The organism is Thioclava sp. GXIMD2076 (genome assembly GCF_037949795.1).
Classification (GTDB): Bacteria; Pseudomonadota; Alphaproteobacteria; order Rhodobacterales; family Rhodobacteraceae; genus Thioclava; species Thioclava kandeliae.
In genome coordinates this window covers 1,124,606-1,148,900 of record NZ_CP149932.1, presented here as the reverse complement: position 1 = coordinate 1,148,900, position 24,295 = coordinate 1,124,606, and the positions used below count along the sequence as shown (strand labels likewise).

At 62.5% G+C, this 24,295-nt stretch carries 27 protein-coding genes; 16 read left to right on the top strand and 11 right to left on the bottom strand.

What is annotated here, in order from left to right:
• Positions 1-2: 2 nt before the first annotated feature.
• Positions 3-1,436: an FAD-binding oxidoreductase gene (locus tag WDB91_RS05675; protein ID WP_339114163.1), complete on the bottom strand. Its 1,434-nt coding sequence runs from the start codon at positions 1,434-1,436 to the stop codon at positions 3-5.
• A gap of 30 nt (positions 1,437-1,466) precedes the next feature.
• Positions 1,467-2,417 carry a hydroxymethylbilane synthase gene (hemC, locus tag WDB91_RS05670; RefSeq protein ID WP_339114460.1) on the bottom strand — a complete coding sequence of 317 codons (951 nt, stop codon included), beginning with the start codon at positions 2,415-2,417 and terminating at the stop codon, positions 1,467-1,469.
• A 145-nt stretch (positions 2,418-2,562) separates the two neighbouring features.
• On the opposite strand from hemC, the gene hemE reads away from it, so the two are divergent.
• Complete coding sequence (gene hemE, locus WDB91_RS05665; RefSeq protein ID WP_339114162.1) at positions 2,563-3,594, top strand: uroporphyrinogen decarboxylase; 1,032 nt, start codon at positions 2,563-2,565, stop codon at positions 3,592-3,594.
• 78 nt (positions 3,595-3,672) lie between these two features.
• Entirely contained in the window at positions 3,673-3,840 is a 168-nt protein-coding gene (locus WDB91_RS05660; protein WP_339114161.1) for a hypothetical protein, read from the top strand.
• A gap of 74 nt (positions 3,841-3,914) precedes the next feature.
• Here WDB91_RS05660 and WDB91_RS05655 read toward each other — a convergent pair whose 3' ends face one another.
• Positions 3,915-4,565: a GcrA family cell cycle regulator gene (locus WDB91_RS05655; protein ID WP_339114160.1), complete on the bottom strand. Its 651-nt coding sequence runs from the start codon at positions 4,563-4,565 to the stop codon at positions 3,915-3,917.
• Between the two features lie 274 nt (positions 4,566-4,839).
• On the opposite strand from WDB91_RS05655, the gene WDB91_RS05650 reads away from it, so the two are divergent.
• The 4 genes from WDB91_RS05650 to rimO all read left to right on the top strand — a co-directional run bounded on the left by WDB91_RS05650 (position 4,840) and on the right by rimO (position 9,570).
• On the top strand, positions 4,840-5,649 hold the full coding sequence (locus tag WDB91_RS05650; RefSeq protein ID WP_339114159.1) for an ABC transporter permease: 810 nt from the start codon (positions 4,840-4,842) through the stop codon (positions 5,647-5,649).
• 243 nt (positions 5,650-5,892) lie between these two features.
• The gene (locus WDB91_RS05645; RefSeq protein ID WP_339114158.1) at positions 5,893-7,074 is read left to right on the top strand and encodes an aspartate aminotransferase family protein; all 1,182 of its coding nucleotides are present in this window, start codon (positions 5,893-5,895) and stop codon (positions 7,072-7,074) included.
• A 43-nt stretch (positions 7,075-7,117) separates the two neighbouring features.
• The gene (gene argF, locus WDB91_RS05640; RefSeq protein WP_339114157.1) at positions 7,118-8,044 is read left to right on the top strand and encodes an ornithine carbamoyltransferase; all 927 of its coding nucleotides are present in this window, start codon (positions 7,118-7,120) and stop codon (positions 8,042-8,044) included.
• Positions 8,045-8,175: 131 nt separating this feature from the next.
• A complete protein-coding gene (gene rimO, locus WDB91_RS05635) occupies positions 8,176-9,570 on the top strand; it encodes a 30S ribosomal protein S12 methylthiotransferase RimO (RefSeq protein ID WP_339114156.1) in 1,395 nt (464 codons plus the stop codon).
• A 6-nt stretch (positions 9,571-9,576) separates the two neighbouring features.
• Here the strand turns inward: rimO and WDB91_RS05630 are convergent, their stop codons facing one another.
• The 3 genes from WDB91_RS05630 to WDB91_RS05620 all read right to left on the bottom strand — a co-directional run bounded on the left by WDB91_RS05630 (position 9,577) and on the right by WDB91_RS05620 (position 11,449).
• Positions 9,577-10,338 carry an ion channel gene (locus WDB91_RS05630; protein ID WP_339114155.1) on the bottom strand — a complete coding sequence of 254 codons (762 nt, stop codon included), beginning with the start codon at positions 10,336-10,338 and terminating at the stop codon, positions 9,577-9,579.
• Between the two features lie 99 nt (positions 10,339-10,437).
• Positions 10,438-10,662, bottom strand: coding sequence for a hypothetical protein (locus WDB91_RS05625; protein ID WP_339114154.1), 225 nt, complete (start codon positions 10,660-10,662; stop codon positions 10,438-10,440).
• A 244-nt stretch (positions 10,663-10,906) separates the two neighbouring features.
• Positions 10,907-11,449: a hypothetical protein gene (locus WDB91_RS05620; protein ID WP_339114153.1), complete on the bottom strand. Its 543-nt coding sequence runs from the start codon at positions 11,447-11,449 to the stop codon at positions 10,907-10,909.
• Between the two features lie 261 nt (positions 11,450-11,710).
• On the opposite strand from WDB91_RS05620, the gene ettA reads away from it, so the two are divergent.
• Positions 11,711-13,366, top strand: a complete 1,656-nt coding sequence (gene ettA / locus WDB91_RS05615) for an energy-dependent translational throttle protein EttA (RefSeq protein ID WP_339114152.1) — start codon at positions 11,711-11,713, stop codon at positions 13,364-13,366.
• A 127-nt stretch (positions 13,367-13,493) separates the two neighbouring features.
• On the opposite strand, the gene WDB91_RS05610 is transcribed toward ettA, so the two are convergent.
• Positions 13,494-14,189, bottom strand: coding sequence for an outer membrane beta-barrel protein (locus WDB91_RS05610; RefSeq protein ID WP_339114151.1), 696 nt, complete (start codon positions 14,187-14,189; stop codon positions 13,494-13,496).
• A 270-nt stretch (positions 14,190-14,459) separates the two neighbouring features.
• Between WDB91_RS05610 and WDB91_RS05605 the strand changes: the two genes are divergently transcribed.
• Genes WDB91_RS05605 through WDB91_RS05580 form a run of 6 tightly spaced genes read left to right on the top strand, consistent with a single transcriptional unit; the run spans position 14,460 to position 18,785 of the window.
• Positions 14,460-15,425 (top strand): aspartate carbamoyltransferase catalytic subunit, encoded by a 966-nt coding sequence (locus WDB91_RS05605; RefSeq protein ID WP_339114150.1) that lies wholly within the window; start codon positions 14,460-14,462, stop codon positions 15,423-15,425.
• Positions 15,418-15,855, top strand: coding sequence for a hypothetical protein (locus WDB91_RS05600; protein ID WP_339114149.1), 438 nt, complete (start codon positions 15,418-15,420; stop codon positions 15,853-15,855). The genes WDB91_RS05605 and WDB91_RS05600 overlap by 8 nt, the downstream gene beginning before the upstream one ends.
• Positions 15,852-16,415, top strand: a complete 564-nt coding sequence (locus tag WDB91_RS05595) for a hypothetical protein (RefSeq protein WP_339114148.1) — start codon at positions 15,852-15,854, stop codon at positions 16,413-16,415. Before WDB91_RS05600 ends, WDB91_RS05595 begins: the two co-directional genes overlap by 4 nt.
• A 9-nt stretch (positions 16,416-16,424) precedes the next feature.
• On the top strand, positions 16,425-17,708 hold the full coding sequence (gene pyrC, locus WDB91_RS05590) for a dihydroorotase (RefSeq protein ID WP_339114147.1): 1,284 nt from the start codon (positions 16,425-16,427) through the stop codon (positions 17,706-17,708).
• 12 nt (positions 17,709-17,720) lie between these two features.
• Positions 17,721-18,332: a glycerol-3-phosphate 1-O-acyltransferase PlsY gene (gene plsY, locus WDB91_RS05585; RefSeq protein ID WP_339114459.1), complete on the top strand. Its 612-nt coding sequence runs from the start codon at positions 17,721-17,723 to the stop codon at positions 18,330-18,332.
• A 51-nt stretch (positions 18,333-18,383) separates the two neighbouring features.
• The gene (locus tag WDB91_RS05580) at positions 18,384-18,785 is read left to right on the top strand and encodes a DUF805 domain-containing protein (RefSeq protein WP_339114146.1); all 402 of its coding nucleotides are present in this window, start codon (positions 18,384-18,386) and stop codon (positions 18,783-18,785) included.
• Positions 18,786-18,859: 74 nt separating this feature from the next.
• Here WDB91_RS05580 and WDB91_RS05575 read toward each other — a convergent pair whose 3' ends face one another.
• Complete coding sequence (locus WDB91_RS05575) at positions 18,860-20,230, bottom strand: glutamate--cysteine ligase (RefSeq protein WP_339114145.1); 1,371 nt, start codon at positions 20,228-20,230, stop codon at positions 18,860-18,862.
• A gap of 78 nt (positions 20,231-20,308) precedes the next feature.
• Positions 20,309-20,809, bottom strand: coding sequence for a hypothetical protein (locus WDB91_RS05570; RefSeq protein WP_339114144.1), 501 nt, complete (start codon positions 20,807-20,809; stop codon positions 20,309-20,311).
• Between the two features lie 93 nt (positions 20,810-20,902).
• On the opposite strand from WDB91_RS05570, the gene WDB91_RS05565 reads away from it, so the two are divergent.
• Positions 20,903-21,310, top strand: a complete 408-nt coding sequence (locus tag WDB91_RS05565; RefSeq protein ID WP_339114143.1) for an SRPBCC domain-containing protein — start codon at positions 20,903-20,905, stop codon at positions 21,308-21,310.
• Here the strand turns inward: WDB91_RS05565 and WDB91_RS05560 are convergent.
• On the bottom strand, positions 21,307-22,053 hold the full coding sequence (locus WDB91_RS05560) for an SDR family NAD(P)-dependent oxidoreductase (protein ID WP_339114142.1): 747 nt from the start codon (positions 22,051-22,053) through the stop codon (positions 21,307-21,309). The two genes, WDB91_RS05565 and WDB91_RS05560, sit on opposite strands and share 4 nt — an antisense overlap.
• A gap of 100 nt (positions 22,054-22,153) precedes the next feature.
• Between WDB91_RS05560 and WDB91_RS05555 the strand changes: the two genes are divergently transcribed.
• Positions 22,154-22,552 (top strand): helix-turn-helix domain-containing protein, encoded by a 399-nt coding sequence (locus tag WDB91_RS05555; RefSeq protein WP_339114141.1) that lies wholly within the window; start codon positions 22,154-22,156, stop codon positions 22,550-22,552.
• 3 nt (positions 22,553-22,555) lie between these two features.
• On the opposite strand, the gene WDB91_RS05550 is transcribed toward WDB91_RS05555, so the two are convergent.
• Positions 22,556-23,281 (bottom strand): 16S rRNA (uracil(1498)-N(3))-methyltransferase, encoded by a 726-nt coding sequence (locus tag WDB91_RS05550; RefSeq protein WP_339114140.1) that lies wholly within the window; start codon positions 23,279-23,281, stop codon positions 22,556-22,558.
• Between the two features lie 11 nt (positions 23,282-23,292).
• On the opposite strand from WDB91_RS05550, the gene ubiA reads away from it, so the two are divergent.
• Positions 23,293-24,264 carry a 4-hydroxybenzoate octaprenyltransferase gene (gene ubiA / locus WDB91_RS05545; RefSeq protein ID WP_339114139.1) on the top strand — a complete coding sequence of 324 codons (972 nt, stop codon included), beginning with the start codon at positions 23,293-23,295 and terminating at the stop codon, positions 24,262-24,264.
• The last annotated feature ends 31 nt before the right edge of the window (positions 24,265-24,295 follow it).

Below are 24,295 nucleotides of genomic sequence, written 5' to 3'. Positions count from 1 at the left end.
GATCAGGCTTCGGGCACCGTCTTGCCGGGATTGAGGATACCGAGCGGATCGAGGGCGGCCTTGATCGCGCGCATCGTGCGCAGCGCCACAGGATCCTTGTATTTCGCCATCGACCCCAGCTTCGACAGACCCACCCCATGCTCGGCCGAGAAACTGCCGCCCATGATCACCGCCTCGCGCGAGATCGCATCGCGGATCGGCGCGACGAAAGCTTTCTCCGAGGGATAGACGGTGTAATGCAGGTTGCCATCGCCCAGATGCCCGATCGCCATCATCCGCGCCTGCGGATCGAGGCGCGACACCTCGGCATTCATACGGTTCAACCATGGCTCGATCAGATCGAGGGGAAGCGACACATCGGTATCGACCAGCGGGTCCTCGTTGAGCGACACCTCGGCCGCCGATTCGCGCATCGTCCAGAGGTAGCTGCGCTGCGCCTCGGAGGAGGCCACGACCGCATCGAGGATATCGCCCGCCTCGAGCGGCGCCTCAAGCAGATCCTCGAGCCGCGATTGCGGATTGTCGCCGGGCACGGTGGTGGCGATCTCCAGCAGGATATTCACCGGCGCGGGCGTGATCGGACAGGTCCAGTCGGGCTTGTATCTCGCCATCCGGTCGAAGAACAGATCGGGCAGATATTCATAGGCCTCGATCGCACCGCCCGTCCCCGTCTGGAGACGGTTCAGCAGGCTTAGCGCCTGCGGGAAACCGGGCAGCGCCAGAAGCGCCGTGGCACGGGCGGCGGGCTCGGGCACCAGATGCAAAACGGCCGCCGTGATCACGCCCAGCGTGCCTTCGGCTCCGATCATCAGATCGCGCAGGTCATAGCCCGTATTGTCCTTATGCAGCGCGGTCATAAGGTTCATCACCGCTCCATCGGCCATCACGACCTCGAGCCCCAGACAGAGCGCGCGGGCATTGCCATAGCGCACCACATTCGAGCCACCCGCATTGGTCGACAGGAACCCGCCGACCATGGCCGAGCCCTTCGCCCCGAAGCTCAGCGGGAACATCAGCCCCTCGCGGGCCACATTCTCGTGGATGGTCTGCAAGATCACCCCCGCCTCGACCGAGATGGTGCGGGCGGCAGGGTTGAAATCGCGGATCCGGTTCATGCGGGCCAGCGAAATCATCAGGCGGCCCTGCGCCTCATGCCCGCCATTGAGCCCCGTGCCACCCGACACGGGCACCACCGGCGTGCGGCTCTCGGAGGCCAGCCGCAGGATACCCGATACCTCGTCGGTGGTTGCGGGGCGCAACACGGCCAGCGGCGCCCAGTGGTAATGGCCGGTAAATTCGTCGCCATAGCCCGCCATATCGGCGCCGGTCAGCACATGATCGGCCCCCAGAAGATCGCGCAGACGGTCAAGCAGCATACCGGTTTCCATCAAGAAAGCGGGGGCCTTGCGCGCCCCCGTTACCATCTTACTATCCATTAGACGCGTCCCGTTGATGGAGGCAGCATCTTACGCGTCCTTCCAGTCGAAAAATCCTGCAGGTGCCTGATCGAGAAGCTTGCGTGCGATATCGACCCCCAGTTCTTCGGCATCCGACAGGCTGGCACGGCCCTCGGCGCGCAGGCATTCGGACCCGTCGGGACGCAGGATCTCGCCACGCATCCAGATCTCGGACCCCTCGATCAGCGCAAGACCCGCAATCGGCGTCTCGCAGGAGCCATCAAGAGTGGCGAGGAAGGCGCGCTCGGCATTCAGGCGCTGCTCGGTAGGAATATCGTGGATGGGCGACAGGAGCATGGCCGCACGCTCGTCACCCGTCCGGCGTTCGATCCCGATGGCCCCTTGGGCCACGGCGGGCAGCATCTCTTCGGGGTCGATGGCACCCGAGGCCAGCTCGGTCATGCCCAGACGGTTGAGGCCCGCCATCGCGAGGAAGGTGGCCTCTGCCACCCCATCGGCGAGCTTCTGGCGGCGCGTCTGCACATTGCCGCGGAACTCGACGAGCTTTAGATCGGGACGGCGATAAAGGAGCTGCGCACGGCGGCGCAGGCTCGACGTGCCCACGACAGCGCCCTCGGGCAGATCCCCGATACCGGCGGCCTTCAGAGACACGAAGGCATCGCGCACATCCTCGCGCGGCAGATAGGTGTCGAGGATCAGCCCTTCGGGCTGGACCGTCGGCATGTCCTTCATCGAGTGGATCGCGATATCGATCCGCCCCTCCAGCATCGCCTCCTCGATCTCCTTCGTGAAGAGGCCCTTGTTGCCGATCTCCTTGAGCGGCTTGTCGGAGGCGATCATCGCGCGGTCATCGCCGGTCGTCTTGATCACCACCACCTCGAAGGCGGCTTCGGGGAGATCATGCGCCGCCATCAGGCGGGCACGGGTTTCATAGGCCTGAGCCAGTGCCAGCGGGCTGCCGCGGGTGCCAAGCTTCAAGGGCTGATCGGGAGAGGGCATCTGTGTCATGGCCATAGCCTTAGCCCCGCGCGTGCGCCCTTGCAAGAAGGCCCATGACAAAAGCCACTCGGGCTTTGTGCACAGCGCATAGCTTGACACGAACCCCCACAGCTTGTTCTAGAGAGCGCAACCAAGGAGTGACGAGATGGCCGACAAAACGATCCTGCGCGCCCTACGCGGCGAGCGCCTGCCCACCCCCCCGATCTGGATGATGCGGCAGGCAGGGCGTTACCTGCCGGAATACCGCGCCACCCGCGCCAAGGCGGGCGATTTCCTGTCGCTGTGCTACAACCCCGAACTGGCCGCCGAGGTTACGCTCCAGCCGATCCGCCGTTACGGGTTCGATGCGGCGATCCTGTTTGCCGATATTCTTCTTTTGCCGCAGGCGCTTGGCGCGGATCTGTGGTTTGTCACCGGCGAAGGCCCGCGGCTCTCGACGATTACCGGCCCCGAGGGGCTGCGCGGGCTGAAGACCCGTGACGATATCCACGAGGTGCTGAACCCCGTTTACGAGACGGTGAAAATCCTGTCGCAGGAACTGCCCAAGGAAACCACGCTGATCGGCTTTGCCGGTGCGCCATGGACGGTGGCCACCTATATGGTCGCCGGTCGCGGCACGCCCGATCAGGGTCCCGCGCATAAGCTGAAAGACGAGGACCGCGCCACATTTGCCGCCCTGATCGACCTGCTGACCGATGCGACCATCGAATATCTGTCCAAGCAGGTCGAAGCCGGTGCCGAGGTTGTGAAGCTCTTCGACAGCTGGGCAGGCTCGCTCAAGGGCGCGGATTTCGAGGAATTCGCCGTCAAGCCCGCCGCCCGCATCACCAAAGAGATGAAGGCCCGCTTCCCCGGCCTGCCGGTCATCGCCTTCCCGCGCGAAGCGGGCGAGGGCTATATCGGATTCCACCAGAAAACCGGTGCCGATTGCGTGGCCATCGACAATTCGGTCAGCCCCGAATGGGCGGCAGAGCATGTGCAGGTCTCGGGCTGCGTGCAGGGCAATCTGGCCTCGCGCCATATGGTCACCGGCGGTCAGGCATTGGTCGAGGAGACCCGCCATGTGGTCGAGGCTTTCCGCAACGGCCCGCATATCTTCAATCTGGGCCATGGCATCACCCCCGATGCCGATCCCGAGAATGTAGCCCTGATGATCGAGACCGTGCGCAGCATGTAAGAAACGCTCTTTAACGCGGGGGGAACCTTTTGGGCGTTCATGCGTCTAGCTTTCAATGTATTTGAAAGGATGATTGCGATGAAACTCGTGAAAATGACCCCTGCGATTGCCGTTCTCGCCCTGCTCGCCGCCTGCGGCCATAACGCGACCGAGCGCGCGGCGACCGGCGGTCTGGGCGGCGCATTGGTGGCAGGCCCTGCAGGCGCCGTGGTCGGCGGCACCGTGGGTGCAGCCACCGCGAACTGAAGCCACCACGCTCAGGACATGGAAAAACCCGCAACCGGAAGGCTGCGGGTTTTTCTTTTACAGGACGCCAGGGCTCAGCGGCGGCGGTCGCGGCGCGAGCTCATCGGCTGGAAGGCCACACCCACATGCGCCTCGCAATAGGGTTTGCCCGATTGGGTCGGCAGGCCGCAGAACCAGAAATCATCGGTCGCCGGATCGCCGATCGGCCATTTGCAGGTGCGCTCGGTCAGCTCCATCAGGGTGAGCTTCTTGGCATGTTTCTCGATCTCGCCTACGCGGGCCAGCGCCTCGGGACTGATCTCGTTGGCCGAGGGCTGCGGCGGGAGCGGCTGGCCTGCGGGAATGATCTGGCGGCGCATCGGCGCGGCCACGACCTCGTCAGCCGCCTCATCCGTGACGGGCTCCGCCTCTGGCTTGGGCGCGGGCTCGGGCGCGGGACGCGCGGCAGCCGCCGGAGCGGCGGGCTTGGGCGCGGGGCGTGCCGGTGCGGCAGCGGCGGGTTTCGGCTCGGGTTTCGGCTCCGGCGCGGGTTTCGCGGCAGGCGCTGCGGCGGCAGGGGCCGCGGCCTCGCTGGCGGCCGTGCGGTTCGAAAGGCCGAGACGGTGAACTTTGCCGATCACGGCGTTACGGGTCACCCCACCCAGTTCCTTTGCGATCTGGCTGGCAGACTGGCCCTCGGACCACATCTTTTTCAGAGTTTCGACGCGTTCATCGGTCCAGGACATGGGTTTCCTTTCGCTGTTCCGGTCCGGACGGGCCCAAGGTCACCCAAGGGTTTTCCGGCTCCGGAAGTTCAAGAGCCATGGATTTACCCCGCCATAGCCCCTTTTTCAAGATGCCAGAGCACGAGAAGCTGTGTTCTTGTGCAGATGCCGGACGCAGTGTGCCTTAGTTGCCCGAATGCCCTTTGGCCACTAGGTAGTGCACCGACGCAAAATGCCCGCCTGCGGGCGCGCGGCAGACGCAGGCAGGCCTATTGGATGAAGGACGACGACACAGATGAGCGCACAGGCAAAGAGCGAGATGGGCGTCAGACGCTTCGGGCGCGTGAACTGGCTGGGGCTCTACAGCCTTGCCCATCGCGAGAACCGCCGCTTCATGTCGGTCTGGCAGCAGACTGTTCTGGCTCCGCTGATCACGGCAGGGCTGTTTCTGGTGGTGTTCGCGCTGGCCTTCGGCAAGGGGCGCGCCGATGTGATGGGGGTGCCCTTCCTCGCCTTCCTCGCGCCGGGTATCCTTATGATGACGGTAATCCAGAACGCCTTCGCCAATACCTCCTCCTCGCTTGTGGTGGCCAAGATTCAGGGCAACATCGTGGATACGCTGATGCCGCCGCTGGCCCCGTGGGAGCTTCTGGTGGGCTTTCTGGCGGGTGCAATCGGCCGGTCGCTGCTTGTCGCGGCGGTGATCAGCGCGGGACTGTTTGTCTCTATCGGTCAGGGGATCGCGCATCCGCTCTGGGCACTTTTATTTGTGGTGCTGGGTGCCATGCTGATGGGGGGCCTGGGCCTTCTGGCCGCGATCATCGCCAATAAGTTCGACCAGATGGCGGCCTTCACCAATTTCGTCATCACGCCGCTCTCCTTCCTGTCGGGCACCTTCTATTCGGTCGAGGCCCTGCCCCCGTTCTTTCAGGCGCTCTCGCACTGGAACCCCGTCTTTTTCCTGATCGACGGCGCGCGCTACGGCTTCATCGGGGCATCGGATGCCTCGCCTTTGCAGGGCGTGGGGGTCATCGCGCTCTGGCTCTGCATCGTGCTGGGTCTGGCATGGTACTGGTTCCGCGTGGGGTTCCGGCTGAAATCCTGAGCCGGATGACGAATCCAGATTTACAACGATGCGATCCGCGGCTAATTGGCGGGGCATGATCACAGGTTTTGACCATATCTCGCCTATCCGACGTCGCTGATTAGCGCCGATCCGCCCCGTGGCGGGTGATCTGACGTGGCCAATTGCCACACCCCTTCCTAAAACAGCTTTCAATCGGCCCCAGCCTTGACACCCCTCGGGGTTCGTCGCACCAAATGGGCCTTCCCTTATGGAGTTTGCACCATGATACCGTCCGTCCTGCCCACCTATAACCGCGCACCGCTGGCCTTCACCCGCGGATCGGGAAGCTGGCTCGAGACGGAGGATGGCAGCCGATATCTGGATATGGGCGCTGGTATCGCGGTGAATGTGCTGGGCCATGCCGCGCCGGAACTGGTCGAGGCGCTGACCGATCAGGCGCAGAAACTGTGGCATGTGTCGAACCTCTACCAGATCCCGCTGCAACAGAAGCTGGCGGATATGCTGGTTGATAACAGCTTTGCCGATACGGTCTTCTTTACCAACTCGGGCACCGAGGCTGCCGAGCTGGCCATCAAGATGGCGCGCAAATACTGGTATTCCAAAGGCGTGGACCGGACCGAGATCATCACCTTCGATGGCGCCTTCCATGGCCGCTCGACCGGTGCGATCTCGGCTGTGCCCCATGCCGAGAAGATGGTGAAGGGCTTTGGCCCCCTGCTGCCCGGGTTCACGCAGATCGCCTGGGGCGACATGGATCTCATCAAATCGACCATCACCGACAAGACGGCCGCGATCTGGATCGAGCCCGTGCAGGGCGAGGGCGGCATCCGCCCGCTGCCCGAGGCGGATATGAAGGCATTGCGCGCGCTGTGTGACGAGACCGGCATCCTGTTGATCTTCGATGAGGTTCAATGTGGCGTGGCGCGGACCGGCAAGCTCTTTGCGCATGAATGGTCGGGAGTGACCCCCGATATCATGATGATGGCCAAGGGCATCGGCGGTGGTTTCCCGCTGGGCGGTGTGCTGGCCACCGAGGAGGCCGCCTCCGGCATGGTCGCGGGCACCCATGGCTCCACCTATGGCGGCAACCCGCTGGGCTGCGCGATCGGCGCCAAAGTCATCGAGATCGTCACTGATCCGGCCTTCCTCGATGCGGTCAACGCCAAGGCGGGCTTCATGCGCCAGAAGCTCGAAGGGCTCGTGGCCACCCATCCCGATATCTTCGAGGAGGTGCGCGGCATGGGCCTGATGCTGGGCCTGAAATGCAAGGTGCCCTGCGGCGATGTGGTGCAGGCGGCCTACGCCCAGCATCTGCTGAGCGTGCCCGCAGGCGATAATGTGCTGCGCCTGCTGCCCGCACTGAATATCTCGGAAGAGGATCTGAGCGAGGCGGTGAACCGTCTGGACCGCGCCGCCCAGAGCCTCGAGGCCAAAAGCAACTGACCCGAAAGACCCCGAGCCTTTCGGGAGACAGAAAGCAAGACCGATGAACCATTTCCTTGATATCCATAAAACCTCGCAGGCCGATCTCCGGGCCATGATCGATCAGGCGCGCGCCATGAAGGATGCCCGCCGCGGCCAGCCCAAGGGTATGGCCGATGCGGAAAAGCCGCTGGATGGCCATATGGTCGCACTGATCTTCGAGAAACCCTCGACGCGGACCCGCGTGAGCTTCGATGTAGGGGTGCGCCAGATGGGCGGGCAGACGCTCGTGTTGTCGGGCTCGGACATGCAGCTTGGCCATGGCGAGACGATTGCCGATACCGCCCGTGTGCTGTCGCGCTATGTGGACCTGATCATGATCCGCACCTTCGAGGAAGAGACCCTTCTGGAGATGGCAGAATATGCCACCGTGCCGGTGATCAACGGCCTGACCAACCGCACCCATCCCTGCCAGATCATGGCCGATATCATGACCTTCGAGGAGCATCGCGGGCCGATCAAGGGCAAGAAGGTGGTCTGGTCGGGCGACGGCAACAATGTCTGCGCCTCCTTCATGCATGCGGCAGGCCAGTTCGGCTTCGATTTCACATTTACCGGCCCGCAAACGCTCGACCCCGAGCGCGAGTGGGTCGATTTCGCGCGCAATATGGGCGTGAAATGCGAGATCGAGCGCGATCCGGTGAAGGCCGTCGAAGGGGCCGATCTGATCGTGACCGATACATGGGTCTCGATGCATGACCCCGAATCAGCCAAGGAGCGTCGCCATAACCAGCTGCGCCCCTATCAGGTCAACGCGGAGCTGATGAAACACGCCAATCCCGATGCGCTCTTCATGCATTGCCTGCCCGCGCATCGCAATGACGAGGCCACCAGCGAGATCATGGACGGGCCGCATTCGGTGATCTTCGACGAGGCCGAGAACCGCCTGCATGCGCAAAAGGCCGTCATGCGTTACTGCTTGGGCAAGTAAACCGGCCCCCGAATAAACCGGCCTTCGGGCAAAGGACTTGCAGCATGCCCCCTCAAGGGAGTATCTGCAGCACAACAAAGGGCGGGCCTTGGCTCGCCCTTCGCATTAGCCACCATGACACGGGAAGCGACATGAGCCAGAACCCTCCGAACCTGCGGCCCGACCTTGCGCCCCGTATCCGCGTGGACGAGCCCGCACGCCCCGGCCAGCCGAAGATCGGCATGGTCAGCCTCGGCTGCCCCAAGGCGCTGGTGGATAGCGAGCGGATCCTGACCCGCCTGCGCGCCGAAGGCTATGCCATCAGCCCCGACTATACGGGCGCCGAAGCGGTCATCGTGAATACCTGCGGCTTTCTGGACAGCGCCAAGGCGGAAAGCCTTGAGGCCATTGGCGAGGCGCTGAAGGAAAACGGCAAGGTGATTGTCACCGGCTGTCTGGGGGCCGAGCCCGACTATATTACCGGCGTGCATCCCAAGGTGCTGGCGGTGACCGGCCCGCAGCAGTTCGAGCAGGTGCTCGATGCCGTGCATGGCGCGGTCCCGCCCTCGCCCGACCCGTTCATCGACCTGATGCCCGCCCAGGGCGTGAAACTGACCCCGCGCCATTACAGCTATCTGAAAATCTCGGAAGGCTGTAACCACAAGTGCAAATTCTGCATCATCCCCGATATGCGCGGGCGTCTGGCCTCGCGTCCGGCGCATGCGATCCTGCGCGAGACCGAGAAACTTCTGGAGGCAGGTGTGCGCGAGATCCTGATGATCTCTCAGGATACCTCGGCCTATGGTCTGGACCGCAAGCATGACCTGAGCCCATGGAAAGGCGGCGAGGTCCGCGCCCATATCACCGACCTGACCCGCGAGATGGGCAAGATGGTGAAGGACGCCGATGCGTGGCTGCGTCTGCATTATGTCTACCCCTATCCGCATGTGCGTGACCTGATCCCGCTGATGGCGGAGGGACTGGCCCTGCCCTATCTGGATATCCCCTTCCAGCATGCGCATCCCGATGTGCTCAAACGCATGGCGCGGCCCGCGGCCTCGGCCAAGACGCTGGACGAAATCGCCGCATGGCGGGCGGATTGCCCCGAGATCGTGCTGCGTTCGACCTTTATCGTGGGCTATCCCGGCGAGACGGAAGAAGAGTTCCAGTATCTCCTCGATTGGATGGACGAAGCGCAGCTCGACCGCGTTGGCTGTTTCCAGTATGAAAACGTCGATGGGGCGCGCTCCAACGACCTGCCCGACCATGTGGACCCCGAGGTCAAACAAGACCGCTGGAACCGCTTCATGGAGAAGGCACAGGAGATTTCTGAAGCCAAGCTGCAAGCCAAGGTCGGTACGCGGCAACAGGTGATCATCGACGAGATCGACGAGGAAGGCGCCACCTGCCGCACGCGCGCCGATGCGCCCGAAATTGACGGCAACCTGTTTATCGACGAGGGGTTCGAGGCCCTGAGCGTGGGCGATATGGTCACCGTCGAGGTGGACGAGGCCTCCGATTACGACCTCTGGGGGCGGCTCGTCTGAGCCCCCTCAAAGCTGCCCTTCGGTGTCGATATGCACGGTCTCGCCGCAATGTTTGCAGTGGACGGCATCGGCATCATGCAGCTTCAGCCCGCAGGTAGGGCATTCATACCGCACCTTGACGGGCCGGAAAAGCACCTGCGCGAGCCGCAAGAACAGCGTGACGCCGAAAATCATGATCGCAACCGAGATCATTCGCCCCCACTCGCCTTTGGGGGTGATATCGCCAAAACCGGTCGTGGTCAGCGTCGTCACGGTGAAATAGAGCGCATCGGCATAGTTGTTGATCTGGTCGTTGACCTTTTCCTGCGTGACATAGATAAGCCCCGTCATCACAAACAGGAACACCGCAAGGTTGATCGCGGCCAGCAGCACATCCTGATGTTTGCGGAAAAACGGCCAGTCCTGCCTGAGCCGCGAGAGCGTCTGGTAGGCGTGGAGCAGGCGTAGCGTGCGCAAGACCCGCAGGAAGCCCAACCCCTCCCCCGCCAGCGGCACGAGAAAGGACACCATCGCCACCAGATCGGCCAGTGTCGCGGTCTGGGTCCAGAACCTCCATTTTCGCGGAGCAATGGCGAAACGGGCCACAAAATCGGCGACGATCACCACACCGATCCCGATATCCAGAAGGGTGACAATCATCGTGCGCTCGATGAAGGAGGTCGCGATCACAAAGACCACCGTGGCGATATCGAAGGCAAGCAGAGTATAGCGGAAGCGATGGGCGCGGTCGCTATCGCCGTCATAGAGAGTGCGGAGGGTATCGAGCATCAGACAGGCCTATTGGTTGTGGCCCCAGTCATAGGGGATTTCCACAGCGGCTTTAAGGTTTAATCTGATCTAGCGGCCCTGTGCCGAAAGGCACGGATTTCAGGAATTCTGGTCGGTCGCGGCAGGTTGGGCATCCTGCGCCTCTTCGGCAAAATCGAGCGTCTTGAGGTCACGGGTAACGAATTCCATCCCGCCTGCCTTAAGGATCGCAGCGATCTGCGCATTGCGCGTCGCATCCTGCGCCATGACAGGGCCGGACAAGGTCACAGCGAATGTGGCCAGAACAGAAGATAGCACCAGCATTTTCATTGCAGACCCTTTCATATCAACAACTTGAAATAAACCAATCAGTTCAAACTGTCATAAAACTGATATATGCCTACCAGCCCTAAAAGGGAACCAAAGCGCGCTTAGAAACACTGTGCTGGCTTGCACAGCAGATGGGCAACGATGCGCATTATGGCCAATCAGGCGGCAGGCACCCGATTTATTCGCCCGATAATTCATCACACGGAAAAGTCGGCCTGCATATTGCAGGCCGACTTGAAACATCAACCGTCACAGATGCTTATTTATAGTTGTGTTGCGCGGTGATAAGGCCAGAGTCGCCATTGCCCACAACATTCGACATCATCAGGTTCAGTTGGGCATCGGTATAGTCGGCAGGGTTGACGCCAAGCTGGGCGGCGATCTGCGCCTTGCCCGGGGTTACGACACCTTTGGCACCCGGAACCATACGGTTATCATGGGCCTCGACGAAGGCCACGTTCTGCATGTTGTCACTGCGCAGCGCCGTGCTGACCGCCTCGAGTTCCCCCGTGGTGTAATTGCCCGGGTTCAGGCCGAGTTGCGCGGCAAGCTGTGCCGTGCCGGGGTTCACATCGGCCGGATGCTCGACCGCACGATCCTCGTGGTTGATGTAGTATCGAGCAGTGGTCACATCCCCGTTGCGCAGAGCGGTGTTGATCTGGCGGGCCTCGCTGTCGCTGTATTGCGACGCGTCGATCCCGTTACGGGCAAGCATCGGGTAGTTCAGCGGCGCGGCGGACGCCACACCGGCAGTTGCAGTCAGACCAATCAGGGCGGCGGCGGCAAATTTCGAAAGTTTCATAGCATTTCTCCAGTTTTCCTAGAGATCTCGGTCATTGGCTGAGTCATGTGGCTATGCCGGCCGGGGTCTCGTTCAGTTCATGAGGTTGATATAAACGTTCGGATCGTAAGTTAAACGCAGTTAGTTAGCAGGCTAATGTGCGAAAACGCACCTTGACTCTTATAAGCCTGCTAACTACTTCGGTGCGCTTGCCCTCTTTTATCAAACGCCATTTCAGACTAGAAAGGCCGCCAAACCTGCCTCGAACCAAAGGGAATTCGCATGGCCTCCTACCAATTCGTCTACCATATGGATGGTGTCTCGAAGACCTATCCCGGTGGCAAGAAATGCTTTGAAAACATCCGCCTCAACTTCCTGCCCGGTGTGAAAATCGGTGTGGTCGGCGTCAACGGCGCGGGTAAATCCACGCTGCTGAAGATTATGGCCGGCATGGATAAGGACTTCCAGGGCGAAGCCTGGGCCGCGAAAGGAGCCAAGGTCGGCTACCTCGCGCAGGAGCCCGAGCTGAACGAAGAGAAGACCGTGCGCGAGAACGTGATGGAAGGCGTGGCCGCCAAAACCGCCAAGCTCGAGCGCTATAACGAGCTGGCGATGAACTATTCGGACGAGACCGCCGATGAAATGGCCCAGCTGCAGGACGAGATCGACGCGGAGAACCTGTGGGATATCGACAGTCAGGTCGATATCGCGCTCGAAGCCCTGCGCTGCCCGCCCGATGATGCCAATGTGTCGACCCTTTCGGGCGGTGAACGCCGCCGTGTGGCGCTGTGCAAGCTGCTCTTGGAAGCGCCCGATATGCTGCTGCTCGACGAGCCGACCAACCACCTCGATGCCGAAACCATCGCGTGGCTGCAAAAGCACCTGATCGAATACAAGGGCACCATCCTCTGCGTGACCCACGACCGTTACTTCCTCGACGATATCACCTCGTGGATCCTCGAGCTGGAACGCGGCCGCGGCATTCCGTGGGAAGGCAACTACTCGAGCTGGCTCGAGCAGAAAGCCAAGCGCATGGAGCAGGAAGCCCGCGAGGACAAGGCCAAGCAGAAGGTCCTCGAGAAAGAGCTCGAATGGATCCGCGCCGGTGCCAAGGCCCGTCAGGCGAAATCCAAGGCGCGTATCGCAGCCTACGAGAAGATGGCCGACGAGGGCGTCAAGGACCGTGTGGGCAAGGCGCAGATCGTCATCCCGAACGGCCCGCGTCTGGGCGGCAAGGTCTTCGAGGTCGAGAACCTGACCAAAGCCATGGGCGACAAGCTCCTGATCGAGAACCTGTCCTTCTCGCTGCCGCCGGGCGGCATCATGGGCGTCATCGGTCCGAACGGCGCAGGTAAATCCACGCTGATCAAGATGCTGACCGGCAATGAACAACCCGACGAGGGCACGATCAAGGTCGGCGAGACCGTGAAACTGTCCTATGTGGACCAGTCGCGCGATGCGCTCGACCCCAACAAGAACGTCTGGGAAGAGATCTCCGAGGGTGCCGAGATGATTGTGCTGGGCGATGCGCAGATCGCCTCGCGCGCCTATTGCGGGGCGTTCAACTTTAAAGGCGCCGACCAGCAGAAGAAAGTGGGCCTCTTGTCGGGCGGGGAACGTAACCGCGTCCACATGGCCAAGCTGCTGAAATCGGGCGGCAATGTGCTGCTCCTTGACGAACCGACCAACGACCTCGACGTGGAAACGCTGCAGGCGCTGGAAGCGGCTATCGAGGATTTTGCGGGTTCGGCCGTGATCATCTCGCACGACCGCTTCTTCCTTGACCGTCTGTGCACGCATATCCTCGCCTTCGAGGGCGAAGGCCATGTCGAGTTCTTCGAAGGCAACTTCGAGGATTACGAGGCCGACAAGATCCGCCGTCTCGGCCCCGATGCCGCCGAGCCCAAGCGCGTGAAACACAAGAAGTTCAGCCGTTAAGCTTTACGGGTTTCACGAACCATGCCACAAACCTCCGCATTGAGTTGCGGAGGTTTTCTTTTGGCGAGGGCCAAAAGAAAAGGCGGCCCGCATGGACCGCCCTCCCCTGACCATAGGCTCCCGAAAATCAGAAGCGGTAGTTCACACCGGCTTTGATCTGGTGCAGATCGGCTTCGACATTCCCCTCGGTATTGTCGATATCGCCGAAATCCGTGTAGGCGTATTCGCCATAGGCCGACCATTTGTCATTGATCAGATACTCGCCACCCAGACCGATGGTCACGCCGTCAAGATCCTCTTCCTCGCTGCCCAGACCATCGACCGAGGCTTCAAGCTTACCCCAGCTATAGCCAAGCAGCCCGTAGGCCATGAACTTGTCGTTGAACGCAAAACCTGCGCGCGCGAAGATCGTGGCGACATTCTTGATCTCGAAATCCACATCTTCGCCAACAAACGCGTCATAGCCGTTCGCGAGACCCGATTTGTATTTGCCGAAGTTGTATTCGCCACCCAGTCCAAGCACTGTCTGGCCGAATTGCCAATCATAGCCTGCGCGCAGGGCAGCGCTTGCCCCATCGGGCTCGGCCAGAGTTTTGTCAGCGCCGAAAGCCTCCAGCAGGTCGCCGAGATCACCGGTCGCGTCAATGGATGCCGAACCATAGTTCACATTGCCACCGACATAGGCCCCCGACCAGTCAGCGACCGGTGCGACAACGGCCGTGGCCACCGGAGCGGCCTCAACGACGGGGGTCGTATAGCCGCCAGCAAAAGCGACGGTCGAGGACAGGGCCAGCGCGGCACCACCAATAATAACGTATTTCATTCAAACTCTCCCAAGCCTGCTCCAAACCAGCAGGCCATCGCCCGATAACCGCAATCTATAAAAAGAGAAGATACCCCCACAAAAGGCTTATCATCCTGTGCTCGAAATGTCGCAATATTCAATCTCCGGCTGTGCAGGGACGGGCGCGGCAAAGCGGCGGGGCGGGCGTTACGGCTCTGTCCCGCCCCCCGATGGCCGTGATCCACTCTGGACGCAGCCGCTCCGATTTGCGATAAGCCCGCCAACATGGCGGGATAAGGAGTGGCTGCAATGGCGTTTCGGCAAAGGCACCTTCTGGGGATCGAGCATCTCTCTCAGGAAGATATTCTGACCGTATTGGATCTGGCCGAGAAATATGTCGACCTGAACCGCCGCACGGTGAAGAAGACCGACGCGCTCGCCGGCATGACCCAGATCAACATGTTCTTCGAGAACTCGACCCGCACGCAGGCAAGCTTCGAGCTGGCCGGAAAACGTCTGGGTGCGGATGTGATGAACATGTCGATGCAGACCTCTTCGGTGAAGAAGGGCGAGACCCTGATCGATACCGCGCTGACGCTCAACGCGATGCATCCCGATCTGCTGGTCGTGCGCCACCAGAATTCGGGCGCGGTGGACCTTCTGGCGCAGAAGGTCGAGGCGGCAGTGCTCAATGCAGGCGACGGCAAACATGAACACCCGACGCAGGCGCTTCTGGATGCGCTGACCATCCGCCGCGAGAAAGGCCGCATCTCGCGACTGACCGTGGCCATCTGTGGCGATGTCACCCATAGCCGCGTGGCACGCTCGAACATGATCCTGCTGGGCAAGATGGAAAACCGTGTGCGTCTTGTAGGTCCGCCGACCCTGATGCCTGCGGGCGCGAGTGATCTGGGCGTCGAGGTCTGCCATGACATGCGTCAGGGGCTGCAGGATGCCGATGTGGTCATGATGCTGCGGCTGCAGAAAGAGCGGATGGATGGCGGGTTCATCCCGTCGGAGCGCGAATATTTCCACCGCTACGGGCTTGATGCCGAGAAGCTCTCCTATGCCAAGCCCGATGCCATTGTCATGCATCCCGGCCCCATGAACCGTGGCGTCGAGATCGACGGCACCATCGCTGATGATATCAACCGCTCGGTCATTCAGGAACAGGTCGAGATGGGCGTGGCCGTGCGTCAGGCCTGCATGGATCTTCTGGCACGTAACCTGCGCGCCGAGCGGGGCCGTGCGCTTAGTGAAGGCACCTATGCCTGACACGCCCGATACGAGCCCTGACGAGACGCCCCTTGCCGCGTTCCGCGCGGATCGGCGGCGCTTTTTCTCGATCCAGATCTTCTGGGTGCTGACCACGCTCGCAGTGGCGCTGTTTGTCGGCAACCTGATCACCTCGGGCCAGAATCTTCTGGCGCTGATGGGGGTCGTGCTGATCGCGCAGGTTTTTGCGGTGATGATGGGCTATCGTCGGGTGTTTTCCGTGACATGGTATCTGACCGACCGGCGTCTGATCGGTCCGCGCGGGCGCTCGCTCCTGCTTCTGGAAATCCAGAAGCTGATCCCGTTTCTGGGCGATGTGCAGATCATCAATAATGATGGTCGCCGCTTCCGCATCGAGCATCTGGCCGATGCGAAAGAAGCCATCGCGCAGATCGAGGCCGCCCGCCAGAGGCGGGATGCCGCGCAATGAGCCCGATCCCGCGCATAACCACACCGCATTCGCGGCTGCATGCCCCGTGGAGCGGCCGGATTCCCACCGATGAGGCCGTGCTCTGGCAGGGGATGCGCATGGGATCGGTGCTGCATAACACGGCGCGGGGTCCAGCCGTGCTGCTGGCGATCGCGGTGCTCTGGACGGCCTTCTTTGCCACCACCCAGCGCGATCTGGAAGTGCCCGTGGTGTTCTCGGCGCTCGCGCTCGTCTGGCTGATCGGGCAAATCATCGCCATCCGCCGCAACCCGCATGCCGAGCGCTATCTGCTGACCGACCGTGCGGCCTATATTGCCACCGGCCCCGCCACAAATGCCAAGCTCTCGCGCTTCTCGCTCTTTGTCGATGACGATGCGGGGCGGCTTGATGACAATGACCCGCATTCGGTGCAGATCGGCACACGCCAGCGCCGCCCGCAATCCATGCGCATGGACGACATGCCCGTCCATGACGCCGTTCCCGCCTATTTCCACGATATTACAGACGCTGAAAAAGTCTCCGACCTGATCCGCCAGATCCGGGCAGGCCACAGCCAGTGAGGTGACCCCATGACCCTGTTTCTTGAAAATGCCCGCCTGATCGACCCCGAGGCCCTGACCGAGACCACGGGCAATCTGGTGATTGATGACGGCAAGATCGCCGCCATCGGGCAGATGTCCGCCCCCAAAGGCGCCGAGGTGATCGATTGCGGTGGCAAATATCTGGCGCCGGGGATCGTGGATCTGGGCGTGAAAATCGGCGAGCCGGGCGAGCGTCACCGCGAGAGCTTCCGCACCGCAGGGCTTGCGGCGGCGGCAGGCGGGGTGACCACCGTGATCGCCCGCCCCGACACGACGCCCGCCATCGACAATCCCGAGACGCTCGAATTCGTGACGCGCCGCGCGGCACAGGCCCCCGTTCGCATCCACCATATGGCGGCGCTGACCAAGGGCCGCGAGGGCCGCGAGATGACGGAACTCGGTTTCCTGATGGATGCGGGCGCGCTGGCCTTTGGCGATGTGACCCATGTCAGCACCGATAACAAGGTGCTCTCGCGCGCCTTCACCTATGCGCGGTCGCTGGGCGCGCTGGTGGTCTGCCATCCGCAGGAGCCGGGGCTTTCCAAGGGCTCGGCCGTGACCTCCGGCAAATTCGCCTCGCTGCGCGGCCTGCCGGGTGTCTCGCCGATGGCCGAGCGGATGGGTCTCGAGCGCGATCTGGCCTTGGTCGAGATGACCGGCGTGCGCTACCATGCCGATCAGATCACCACCGCCCGCGCCCTGCCCGCGCTGACCCGCGCCAAACAGGCGGGTCTGGATGTGACGGCGGGGATCTCGATCCACCACCTGACGTTGAACGAGCTGGATGTGGGCGATTACCGGACCTTCTTCAAGGTAACCCCGCCGTTGCGCTCCGAAGAGGACCGGCTGGCGATGGTCGAGGCCGTGGCCGATGGCCATATCGATATCATCTGCTCGATGCACACGCCCGCCGATGAGGAATCCAAGCGCCTGCCCTTCGAGGAGGCCGCCTCCGGCGCCGTGGCGCTCGAGACCTTCATTCCGGCGGCGATGCGCCTTTATCACGCGGGCCATCTGAGCCTGCCGCAGCTCTTCCGCGCCATGTCGCTCAACCCTGCCAAACGTCTGGGCCTGCCGCAGGGCCGACTCGCCGAGGGAGCCCCCGCCGATCTCGTGCTCTTCGATCCGAATGCACCTTTCGTGCTCGACCGGTGGACATTGCAGTCGAAATCGAAGAATACCCCCTTTGACGGCCAGCGCATGGAGGGCAAGGTGCTGGCGACCTTCGTCGCAGGCGTCAAGGTCTACGACCGCGCCAACCAGACCGCCTGATCAAAGAGGAGCATCCCGGTGACCGAACAGACCCCGGCCATTCTGGCCCTTGTGTCCCTGCTGGGATATCTTCTGGGCTCGATCCCCTTCGGTATCGTGATCACCCGCATGCTGGGTCTGGGCGATCTGCGCCAGATCGGCTCGGGCAATATCGGGGCGACCAATGTGCTGCGCACGGGTAACAAGCCCGCAGCCCTTGCCACGCTCCTGCTCGATTCGGGCAAAGGCGCGATTGCGGTGCTGCTGGTGCGTTATTTCATGGCAGATCCACTGGCCGCACAGCTGGCGGGGGGCTTTGCCTTCTTGGGCCATCTCTATCCGGTCTGGCTGAAATTCCGTGGCGGCAAGGGCGTGGCCACTTTCCTCGGCACGGTGCTGGCGCTTTACTGGCCGCTGGGTCTGGCGGCCTGCGGGATCTGGCTGCTGACGGCTCTGGCCACGCGCATCTCCTCGCTTTCGGCGCTGGTCTCGGCGGCGCTATCCGTGCCGCTGGCGCTGCTGATGGGCGAACGGCAGTTGATGCTGCTGCTGGCAATCCTTGCGGTGCTGATCTTCTGGCGCCACCGCGCCAATATCTCGCGTCTGGCACAAGGCACCGAGCCCAAGATCGGCAAGAAGGGCTGAGGGAACCTTGCGGGGGCCACCATCGTTGCCCCCGAAACCTATGAGGGACCGATGACATTCCAATCCGCGGTAAAAACCTGCCTGACCCAGAACTACGCCCGTTTTACGGGGCGCGCGCGCCGCGCCGAGTTCTGGTGGTTCGTGCTCTTTGTGCTCTTGGGCAATTTCCTCCTCAGCCTTGTGGACGGCGCGATCTTCGGCGGGCTTTCGATGGGCGCGGGCGAAGGCCATGCGTGGTTCATCTCCAATGGCGGGCCGCTCGAATTCCTGTTCTCGCTGGCGATCCTGATCCCGCTTCTGGCGGTCTCGGTGCGGCGGCTGCATGATATCGACCGTACGGGCTGGTGGCTCCTGCTGCATTTCCTGCCGCTCTTCGGCCAGATCATCCTGTTCATCTTCATGCTTGGCCGCACCCGCGAGGGGACGAACCGCTTCGGCCCCGAACCGCATTAAACGGCACGGTATCGACAAATGAAAAAGCGCGGGGTTACCCCCGCGCTTTGTGCATTCTTTGGTCCGGCAAAGGATCAGTAGCTGTACTCGCGATAGATCTTCGACAGATCGCCCTGCCATTCGCCGTGGTATTTTTCCAGAAGTTCATCGGCGGGCACGCGCCCCGTTTCGACGCTTTCTTCCAGCGCGTTGAGGAAATGGGTCTCGTCGGGCACCAGTCCGCCGGCACCGGGCTTGGCGCGGGCCTTGAGGCCGGATTGCGAGATCGCCACCGCTTCACGCGCCAGATCATGAAGTTTGATGCCGTTATACTCGCCCTGAAGCGCATCTTTCGCGGCGGCGCGACGCAGACCCTCGCGGGTCTCGTGATCCCAGCCCTTCACCAGATCCCATGCCGCATCCAGCGCAGACTGGTCATAGGTCAGCCCCACCCAGAAGGCAGGAAGCGCGCAAAGACGGCGCCACGGCCCCCCATCGGCCCCGCGCATCTCGATGAACTTCTTCACCCGCGCCTCGGGGAAGACGGTGGTCATATGGTCGGCCCAATCCGAAAGCGTGGGCTTCTCGCCCGGCAGCGCGGGCAGCTCGCCCTTCAGGAAGTCACGGAAAGACTGGCCCAGAGCATTGATATATTTGCCATCGCGATAGACGAAATACATAGGCACATCGAGGACATAATCGACCCAAGCCTGATAGCCGAAGCCCTCCTCGAACACGAAAGGCAGCATGCCGGTGCGCGCCTCGTCGAGGTTCTGCCAGACATTGGCGCGCCATGATTTGAACCCGTTGGGCTTACCATCGAGGAAGGGCGAATTGGCAAACAGCGCCGTGGCTACCGGCTGCAGCGACAGCGCCACGCGCATCTTCTGCACCATGTCGGCTTCGGAGGCGAAATCGAGATTCACCTGAACCGTGCAGGTCCGGTACATCATGGTTTTGCCCATGGTGCCGACACTATCCATATAGTCGGTCATCAGGCGGTAGCGGCCCTTGGGCATCATCGGCATCTCGGCCTCGCCCCATTGCGGCGCAGCCCCCAGCCCGATGAAACGCGCCCCGATCTTGTCGGCGATGCTCTGCACCTCGCGCAGGTGCTGGTTCACCTCGTCGCAGGTCTGGTGGATGGTCTCCAGAGGCGCGCCCGACAGTTCCAGCTGGCCACCCGGCTCGAGGCTGACATTGGCACCATTATGGGTCAGGCCGATGATATTGCCCTGCTCCTCGACCGGCGTCCAGCCATAGGTATCGCGCAGGCCTTCCAGCATTGCCTTGATGGAGCACGGCCCCTCATAGGGCAGCGGCTTCTGGGCCTTCTCGCAATAGCCGAACTTCTCGTGCTCGGTGCCGATACGCCAGTCATCCTTGGGCTTTTCGCCCTCGGCCATATATTCGGCAAGCTGTGCGAAATCTTCGATCGGGCCACCGCCCTGCTGCGGAATGGACATGGACGCTCCTAAATCTTGTGGCCCTTTGGAGGGCAAGAGGTGTGACGAATAGCGGGTCAAGTCAAGCGCAATGCGATCTCAGCCAGACGAGCGCTTCCACAAAACCTGTGCGGTCACGCGCCGATCCAATGCCGCAGAAATCGCGCGCATGTCGGTTCCGGGCAAGCTTGCATAGGCATCATAGAGTTGCGCAGCACCCGCCGCATCGACGGGGATCAGCAGGGCCTGCCCATCGGCGGTCTTGAGCCGCCAGAGATGGCGGCCGTTCAGATGCAAGAGCCGGATCTCGGCCAGATCGCGCAGCGCCACCTGTCCGCCCAGCAGCCGCCCCGCCCCGAAATAGCCGATCTGGCCTTCATCGATCTCCACCATACCGGGCGCCACCGCATCACGCGTAAAGCGCAGCCTGCGCCACGCCACCACCGCCCAGGCGACAGCCCCTGCCACCAGTGCCAGCCCGACAGGCAAAAGCACCCAGCCGCCCAGCCAGACAAGCCACAGCCCGGCCGCCAGCGGCACCAGCGCCAGTAGCACTTCGGAATGATGCGCAATCGCGCGACGCAACTCGGGACGGATCATGACAGGTCCTGATACACTCTTTGCGCAAACTCTTGCCCGCCTCCCCGCAGAATGCAACCATTTGCACCTAAAGCCCGTTCCGAGGAGATCCCAATGGACAAGCTGACCGTTCAGACGACCATCAACGCCGCGCCGGACGCGGTCTGGGCGGGCTATACAGAGCCCGCCCGGATCATGGAGTGGAATTTCGCCTCGCCCGACTGGCATTGCCCGCATTCCGAGGTCGATCTGCGGGTCGGCGGGCGGATGGTCTCGAAGATGGCCGCGAAAGACGGCAGCTTCGCCTTCGATTTCGGCGCGACCTTCACCGAGATCGCGCCGGAACGGCTGCTGGCGATCCGCCTCGATGACGGGCGCGAGGCGGTGACCGCTTTCGAGCCGGTGGCGGGGGGCACCCGCGTCACCACCCGCTTCGAGCCGGAGACCCAAAGCCCGCCCGCCATGCAGCAGATGGGCTGGCAGGCGATCTTGGAGAATTTCCGCCGCCATATGGAAGCCTAGCCATTGATGGCGGCAAAGGCTGCTGCAAACCGGCCCTCGCTCTCGGCAAAGCGCTGGAAATGCACACGCTCGACCAGAATCTCGTCGGGCACATCCGGGCGCTGCATCTGCCCGACCACCTCCGAGATGAAAGCGTCAAGCGGCAGGGCCGCCGCCACCTGCGACTGGCCCGGCGTCAGTTCGGTCGCCACCAGCGGCGGCGCGATCTCGTGCACGCGCACCGATGTGTCCCGCAGCTGGTGGCGCAGCGATTGCGACCACGAATGGATCGCGGCCTTGCTGGCCGAATAGAGCGGGGTCGTGGCTTTGGGCACGAAAGCCAGCCCCGAGGATACGGTGACCAGCGCGGCCCGAGGCTGCGCCCGCAGATGCGGCAAAAAACCTGCCGCCATTTCCACGGGGGCTGTCAGATTGGTGGCAATCACCCGATGGGCCACTTCGGTCGAGACCGGATCGCTTGTGTAATCCTCGGGCTCCATGATCCCCGCATTCAGGATCACCGTATCCAGATCGGGATGGTCGGCCAGAACCTGCGGCGCAAAGGCCGAAAGCGCCTGCGTGTCGGTCACATCCAGCTGGTAGCCCGCCATATCGGGATTGCGCTCCAGCATGGCGTTCAGGCTCTCCGCCTTGCGCCCCGTGATGATGATGCGGTTGCCCGCGGCCTGCAGTGCCTCGGCCAAGGCCTGACCGATGCCGGAATTGCCGCCGGTGATGAGGATGGTGCGATTGGTAAAGCTCATGGTCTGTCCTTTCTTGCTCTGGTGACAAGATGCGGCCCGTGCTATCCTTCCGAAAGAAGGCACCCAAAAGAATTATACTTACCCAAAAGAGAGTATGGATATGTCCACCACCGATCTGCGCGCCGAGTTGAACGCCCTGCCCTGCGATCCGGCGGTGGACCGGCTGGTGGAAGAGATCATCGGGCGCGTCGCCGATAAATGGACGATGCTCCTGATCGAAATCCTGACCGAGCATGAATGCGCCCGCTTTGGCGAGCTGTCGCGCGCCTGCACCGGCATCAGCCAGAAAATGCTGACCCAGACGCTGCGCGCGATGGAACGCGACGGGCTGGTGAGCCGCAAGGTCTATCCGGTCGTGCCGCCCAAGGTGGAATACCGGCTGACCGAGTTGGGGCTGGGCCTATCAAAAGCCTTCTGCGGCGTCTGGCTCTGGGCCGAGAAGAACTATGACACGATCGAGCGGGCGCGGAAGGATTTCGAGGCCCGCACGATCGACTAGCGATCAACCCCAGTCCCCCAGCGCCGATTGCCACAAGGTGATTGCCGCGCAGACGGCGGTATCAGCGCGCAGGATGCGCGGGCCGAGGCTGACCGGCGTGACATAGTCGAGGCTGCGCAGCATATCGCGCTCGGCGGGCGAGAACCCGCCCTCGGGGCCGATGAGGATCGCCCAGGGGCCGGGGGCAAGCTGCGCCAGCGTCTCGGCCGGACCCACGAGGCTCTCGTCGCAGAAGAGGATACGCCGCGTCTCGTCCCACCCGCGCAGAAGCTGCATCAGGCTCTGCATCTCGTCGACGGGCGGCACGAATGTGCCAAGGCATTGCTCGGCGGCCTCCATCGCATGGGCCTGCGCGCGGTCCTGCTTGATCCGGCCCGCATTGGTGAATTCGGTTTGCACCGGCAGGATACGGGCACAGCCCAGCTCGGTCGCCTTTTCGACGATGAAATCCGTCCGCTCTTTCTTGATCGGCGCAAAGAGCAGCCACAGATCGGGCGGGTCGAGCTGGGGGGCGGCCTGTTCGACACAGGTCAGTTCTCCGGCCTTCTTATGGGCGCGGGTGACGGTGGCGGTCCATTCGCCGTCGCGGCCGTTGAACAGCGCGATATGGCTGCCCTCCCCTTCGCGCATGACGCCGAAGAGATAATGCGATTGTTTATCGGTCAGGGCGATGACTTGCCCCTGACCCAGCGGATGATCTACATGAAGACGTATCTTGGCGCGTTGCATGGGGCAAATCTATGAGTAGTGGGCGGAAAACTCCAGAGGCAGACGGTATCGTCTATGATGCCTATGATGGCAACTGGGTCGATCATCACGCCCCCCGCCGCCTGCGTCCCCTGTTGCGGCTCAGCCGCGCCGACCGCCCGATCGGCACATGGCTGTTGCTGATGCCCTGCTTCTGGGGCATCGCGCTGGCGGCCAATGCAACGGGCGGATTTGTCTGGTGGGATCTGTGGCTGGTCATCGGTTGCACCATCGGCGCCTTCCTGATGCGCGGTGCGGGCTGCACATGGAACGACATCACCGACCGCCATTTCGACGGCGCGGTGGCGCGCACCCGCTCGCGCCCGATCCCCTCGGGCCAGATCACCGCCAAGGGCGCGCTGGTCTGGGCCGTGGTGCAATGCCTGGTCTCGCTCCTGATCCTGCTGACCTTCAATGCGCCCGCCATCTGGCTGGGGGTGCTGTCGCTGGCGCCTGTGGCGATCTATCCCTTCGCGAAGCGTTTCACCTGGTGGCCGCAGGTCTTTCTGGGGCTTGCGTTCAACTGGGGCGCGCTTCTGGCATGGACCGCGCATACCGGCAGCCTCGGGCTGCCTGCCGTGCTCCTTTATATTGGCGGGATCAGCTGGACGCTCTTCTATGACACGATCTATGCCCATCAGGACAAGGAAGACGATGTGCTGATCGGGGTAAAATCCACCGCCCGCCTCTTTGCCGAGAAGACGCCGCAATATCTGCTGGGCTTCCTGATCATCGCCACGCTCCTGATGGTGGCCGCCGTATTGGTGGCGCTGCTGCCCAATGATCCTTCGGCCATCAAACTGGCGATTACCCTCATGGGGCCCGTGGTCTTTGCCGGCCATATGGGCTGGCAGCTGAAACAGCTCGATATCGACAATCCCGATCTCTGCCTGCGGCTTTTCCGCCGCGCACAGAAGGCGGGTCTGTTCGCTGCGCTGTTTTTCGCCGCTGGCGCGATTGTGTAAACCCTCATCGCCCCAAGCGGATTGCGGGAAT

Coding starts and splice junctions, on each gene's coding strand:
- WDB91_RS05650 (WP_339114159.1), top strand. CDS start 4,840: ATGAGCGCACAGGCAAAGAGCGAGATGGGCGTCAGACGCTTCGGGCGC.
- WDB91_RS05560 (WP_339114142.1), bottom strand. CDS start 22,053: ATGAGCTTTACCAATCGCACCATCCTCATCACCGGCGGCAATTCCGGC.
- WDB91_RS05605 (WP_339114150.1), top strand. CDS start 14,460: ATGGCGTTTCGGCAAAGGCACCTTCTGGGGATCGAGCATCTCTCTCAG.
- WDB91_RS05610 (WP_339114151.1), bottom strand. CDS start 14,189: ATGAAATACGTTATTATTGGTGGTGCCGCGCTGGCCCTGTCCTCGACC.
- WDB91_RS05555 (WP_339114141.1), top strand. CDS start 22,154: ATGTCCACCACCGATCTGCGCGCCGAGTTGAACGCCCTGCCCTGCGAT.
- WDB91_RS05675 (WP_339114163.1), bottom strand. CDS start 1,436: ATGGATAGTAAGATGGTAACGGGGGCGCGCAAGGCCCCCGCTTTCTTG.
- WDB91_RS05565 (WP_339114143.1), top strand. CDS start 20,903: ATGGACAAGCTGACCGTTCAGACGACCATCAACGCCGCGCCGGACGCG.
- WDB91_RS05645 (WP_339114158.1), top strand. CDS start 5,893: ATGATACCGTCCGTCCTGCCCACCTATAACCGCGCACCGCTGGCCTTC.
- WDB91_RS05655 (WP_339114160.1), bottom strand. CDS start 4,565: ATGTCCTGGACCGATGAACGCGTCGAAACTCTGAAAAAGATGTGGTCC.
- WDB91_RS05630 (WP_339114155.1), bottom strand. CDS start 10,338: ATGCTCGATACCCTCCGCACTCTCTATGACGGCGATAGCGACCGCGCC.
- ubiA (WP_339114139.1), top strand. CDS start 23,293: ATGAGTAGTGGGCGGAAAACTCCAGAGGCAGACGGTATCGTCTATGAT.
- pyrC (WP_339114147.1), top strand. CDS start 16,425: ATGACCCTGTTTCTTGAAAATGCCCGCCTGATCGACCCCGAGGCCCTG.
- WDB91_RS05580 (WP_339114146.1), top strand. CDS start 18,384: ATGACATTCCAATCCGCGGTAAAAACCTGCCTGACCCAGAACTACGCC.
- WDB91_RS05600 (WP_339114149.1), top strand. CDS start 15,418: ATGCCTGACACGCCCGATACGAGCCCTGACGAGACGCCCCTTGCCGCG.
- argF (WP_339114157.1), top strand. CDS start 7,118: ATGAACCATTTCCTTGATATCCATAAAACCTCGCAGGCCGATCTCCGG.
- WDB91_RS05660 (WP_339114161.1), top strand. CDS start 3,673: ATGAAACTCGTGAAAATGACCCCTGCGATTGCCGTTCTCGCCCTGCTC.
- hemE (WP_339114162.1), top strand. CDS start 2,563: ATGGCCGACAAAACGATCCTGCGCGCCCTACGCGGCGAGCGCCTGCCC.
- WDB91_RS05570 (WP_339114144.1), bottom strand. CDS start 20,809: ATGATCCGTCCCGAGTTGCGTCGCGCGATTGCGCATCATTCCGAAGTG.
- WDB91_RS05575 (WP_339114145.1), bottom strand. CDS start 20,230: ATGTCCATTCCGCAGCAGGGCGGTGGCCCGATCGAAGATTTCGCACAG.
- WDB91_RS05550 (WP_339114140.1), bottom strand. CDS start 23,281: ATGCAACGCGCCAAGATACGTCTTCATGTAGATCATCCGCTGGGTCAG.
- WDB91_RS05620 (WP_339114153.1), bottom strand. CDS start 11,449: ATGAAACTTTCGAAATTTGCCGCCGCCGCCCTGATTGGTCTGACTGCA.
- WDB91_RS05625 (WP_339114154.1), bottom strand. CDS start 10,662: ATGAAAGGGTCTGCAATGAAAATGCTGGTGCTATCTTCTGTTCTGGCC.
- hemC (WP_339114460.1), bottom strand. CDS start 2,417: ATGCCCTCTCCCGATCAGCCCTTGAAGCTTGGCACCCGCGGCAGCCCG.
- ettA (WP_339114152.1), top strand. CDS start 11,711: ATGGCCTCCTACCAATTCGTCTACCATATGGATGGTGTCTCGAAGACC.
- rimO (WP_339114156.1), top strand. CDS start 8,176: ATGAGCCAGAACCCTCCGAACCTGCGGCCCGACCTTGCGCCCCGTATC.
- WDB91_RS05595 (WP_339114148.1), top strand. CDS start 15,852: ATGAGCCCGATCCCGCGCATAACCACACCGCATTCGCGGCTGCATGCC.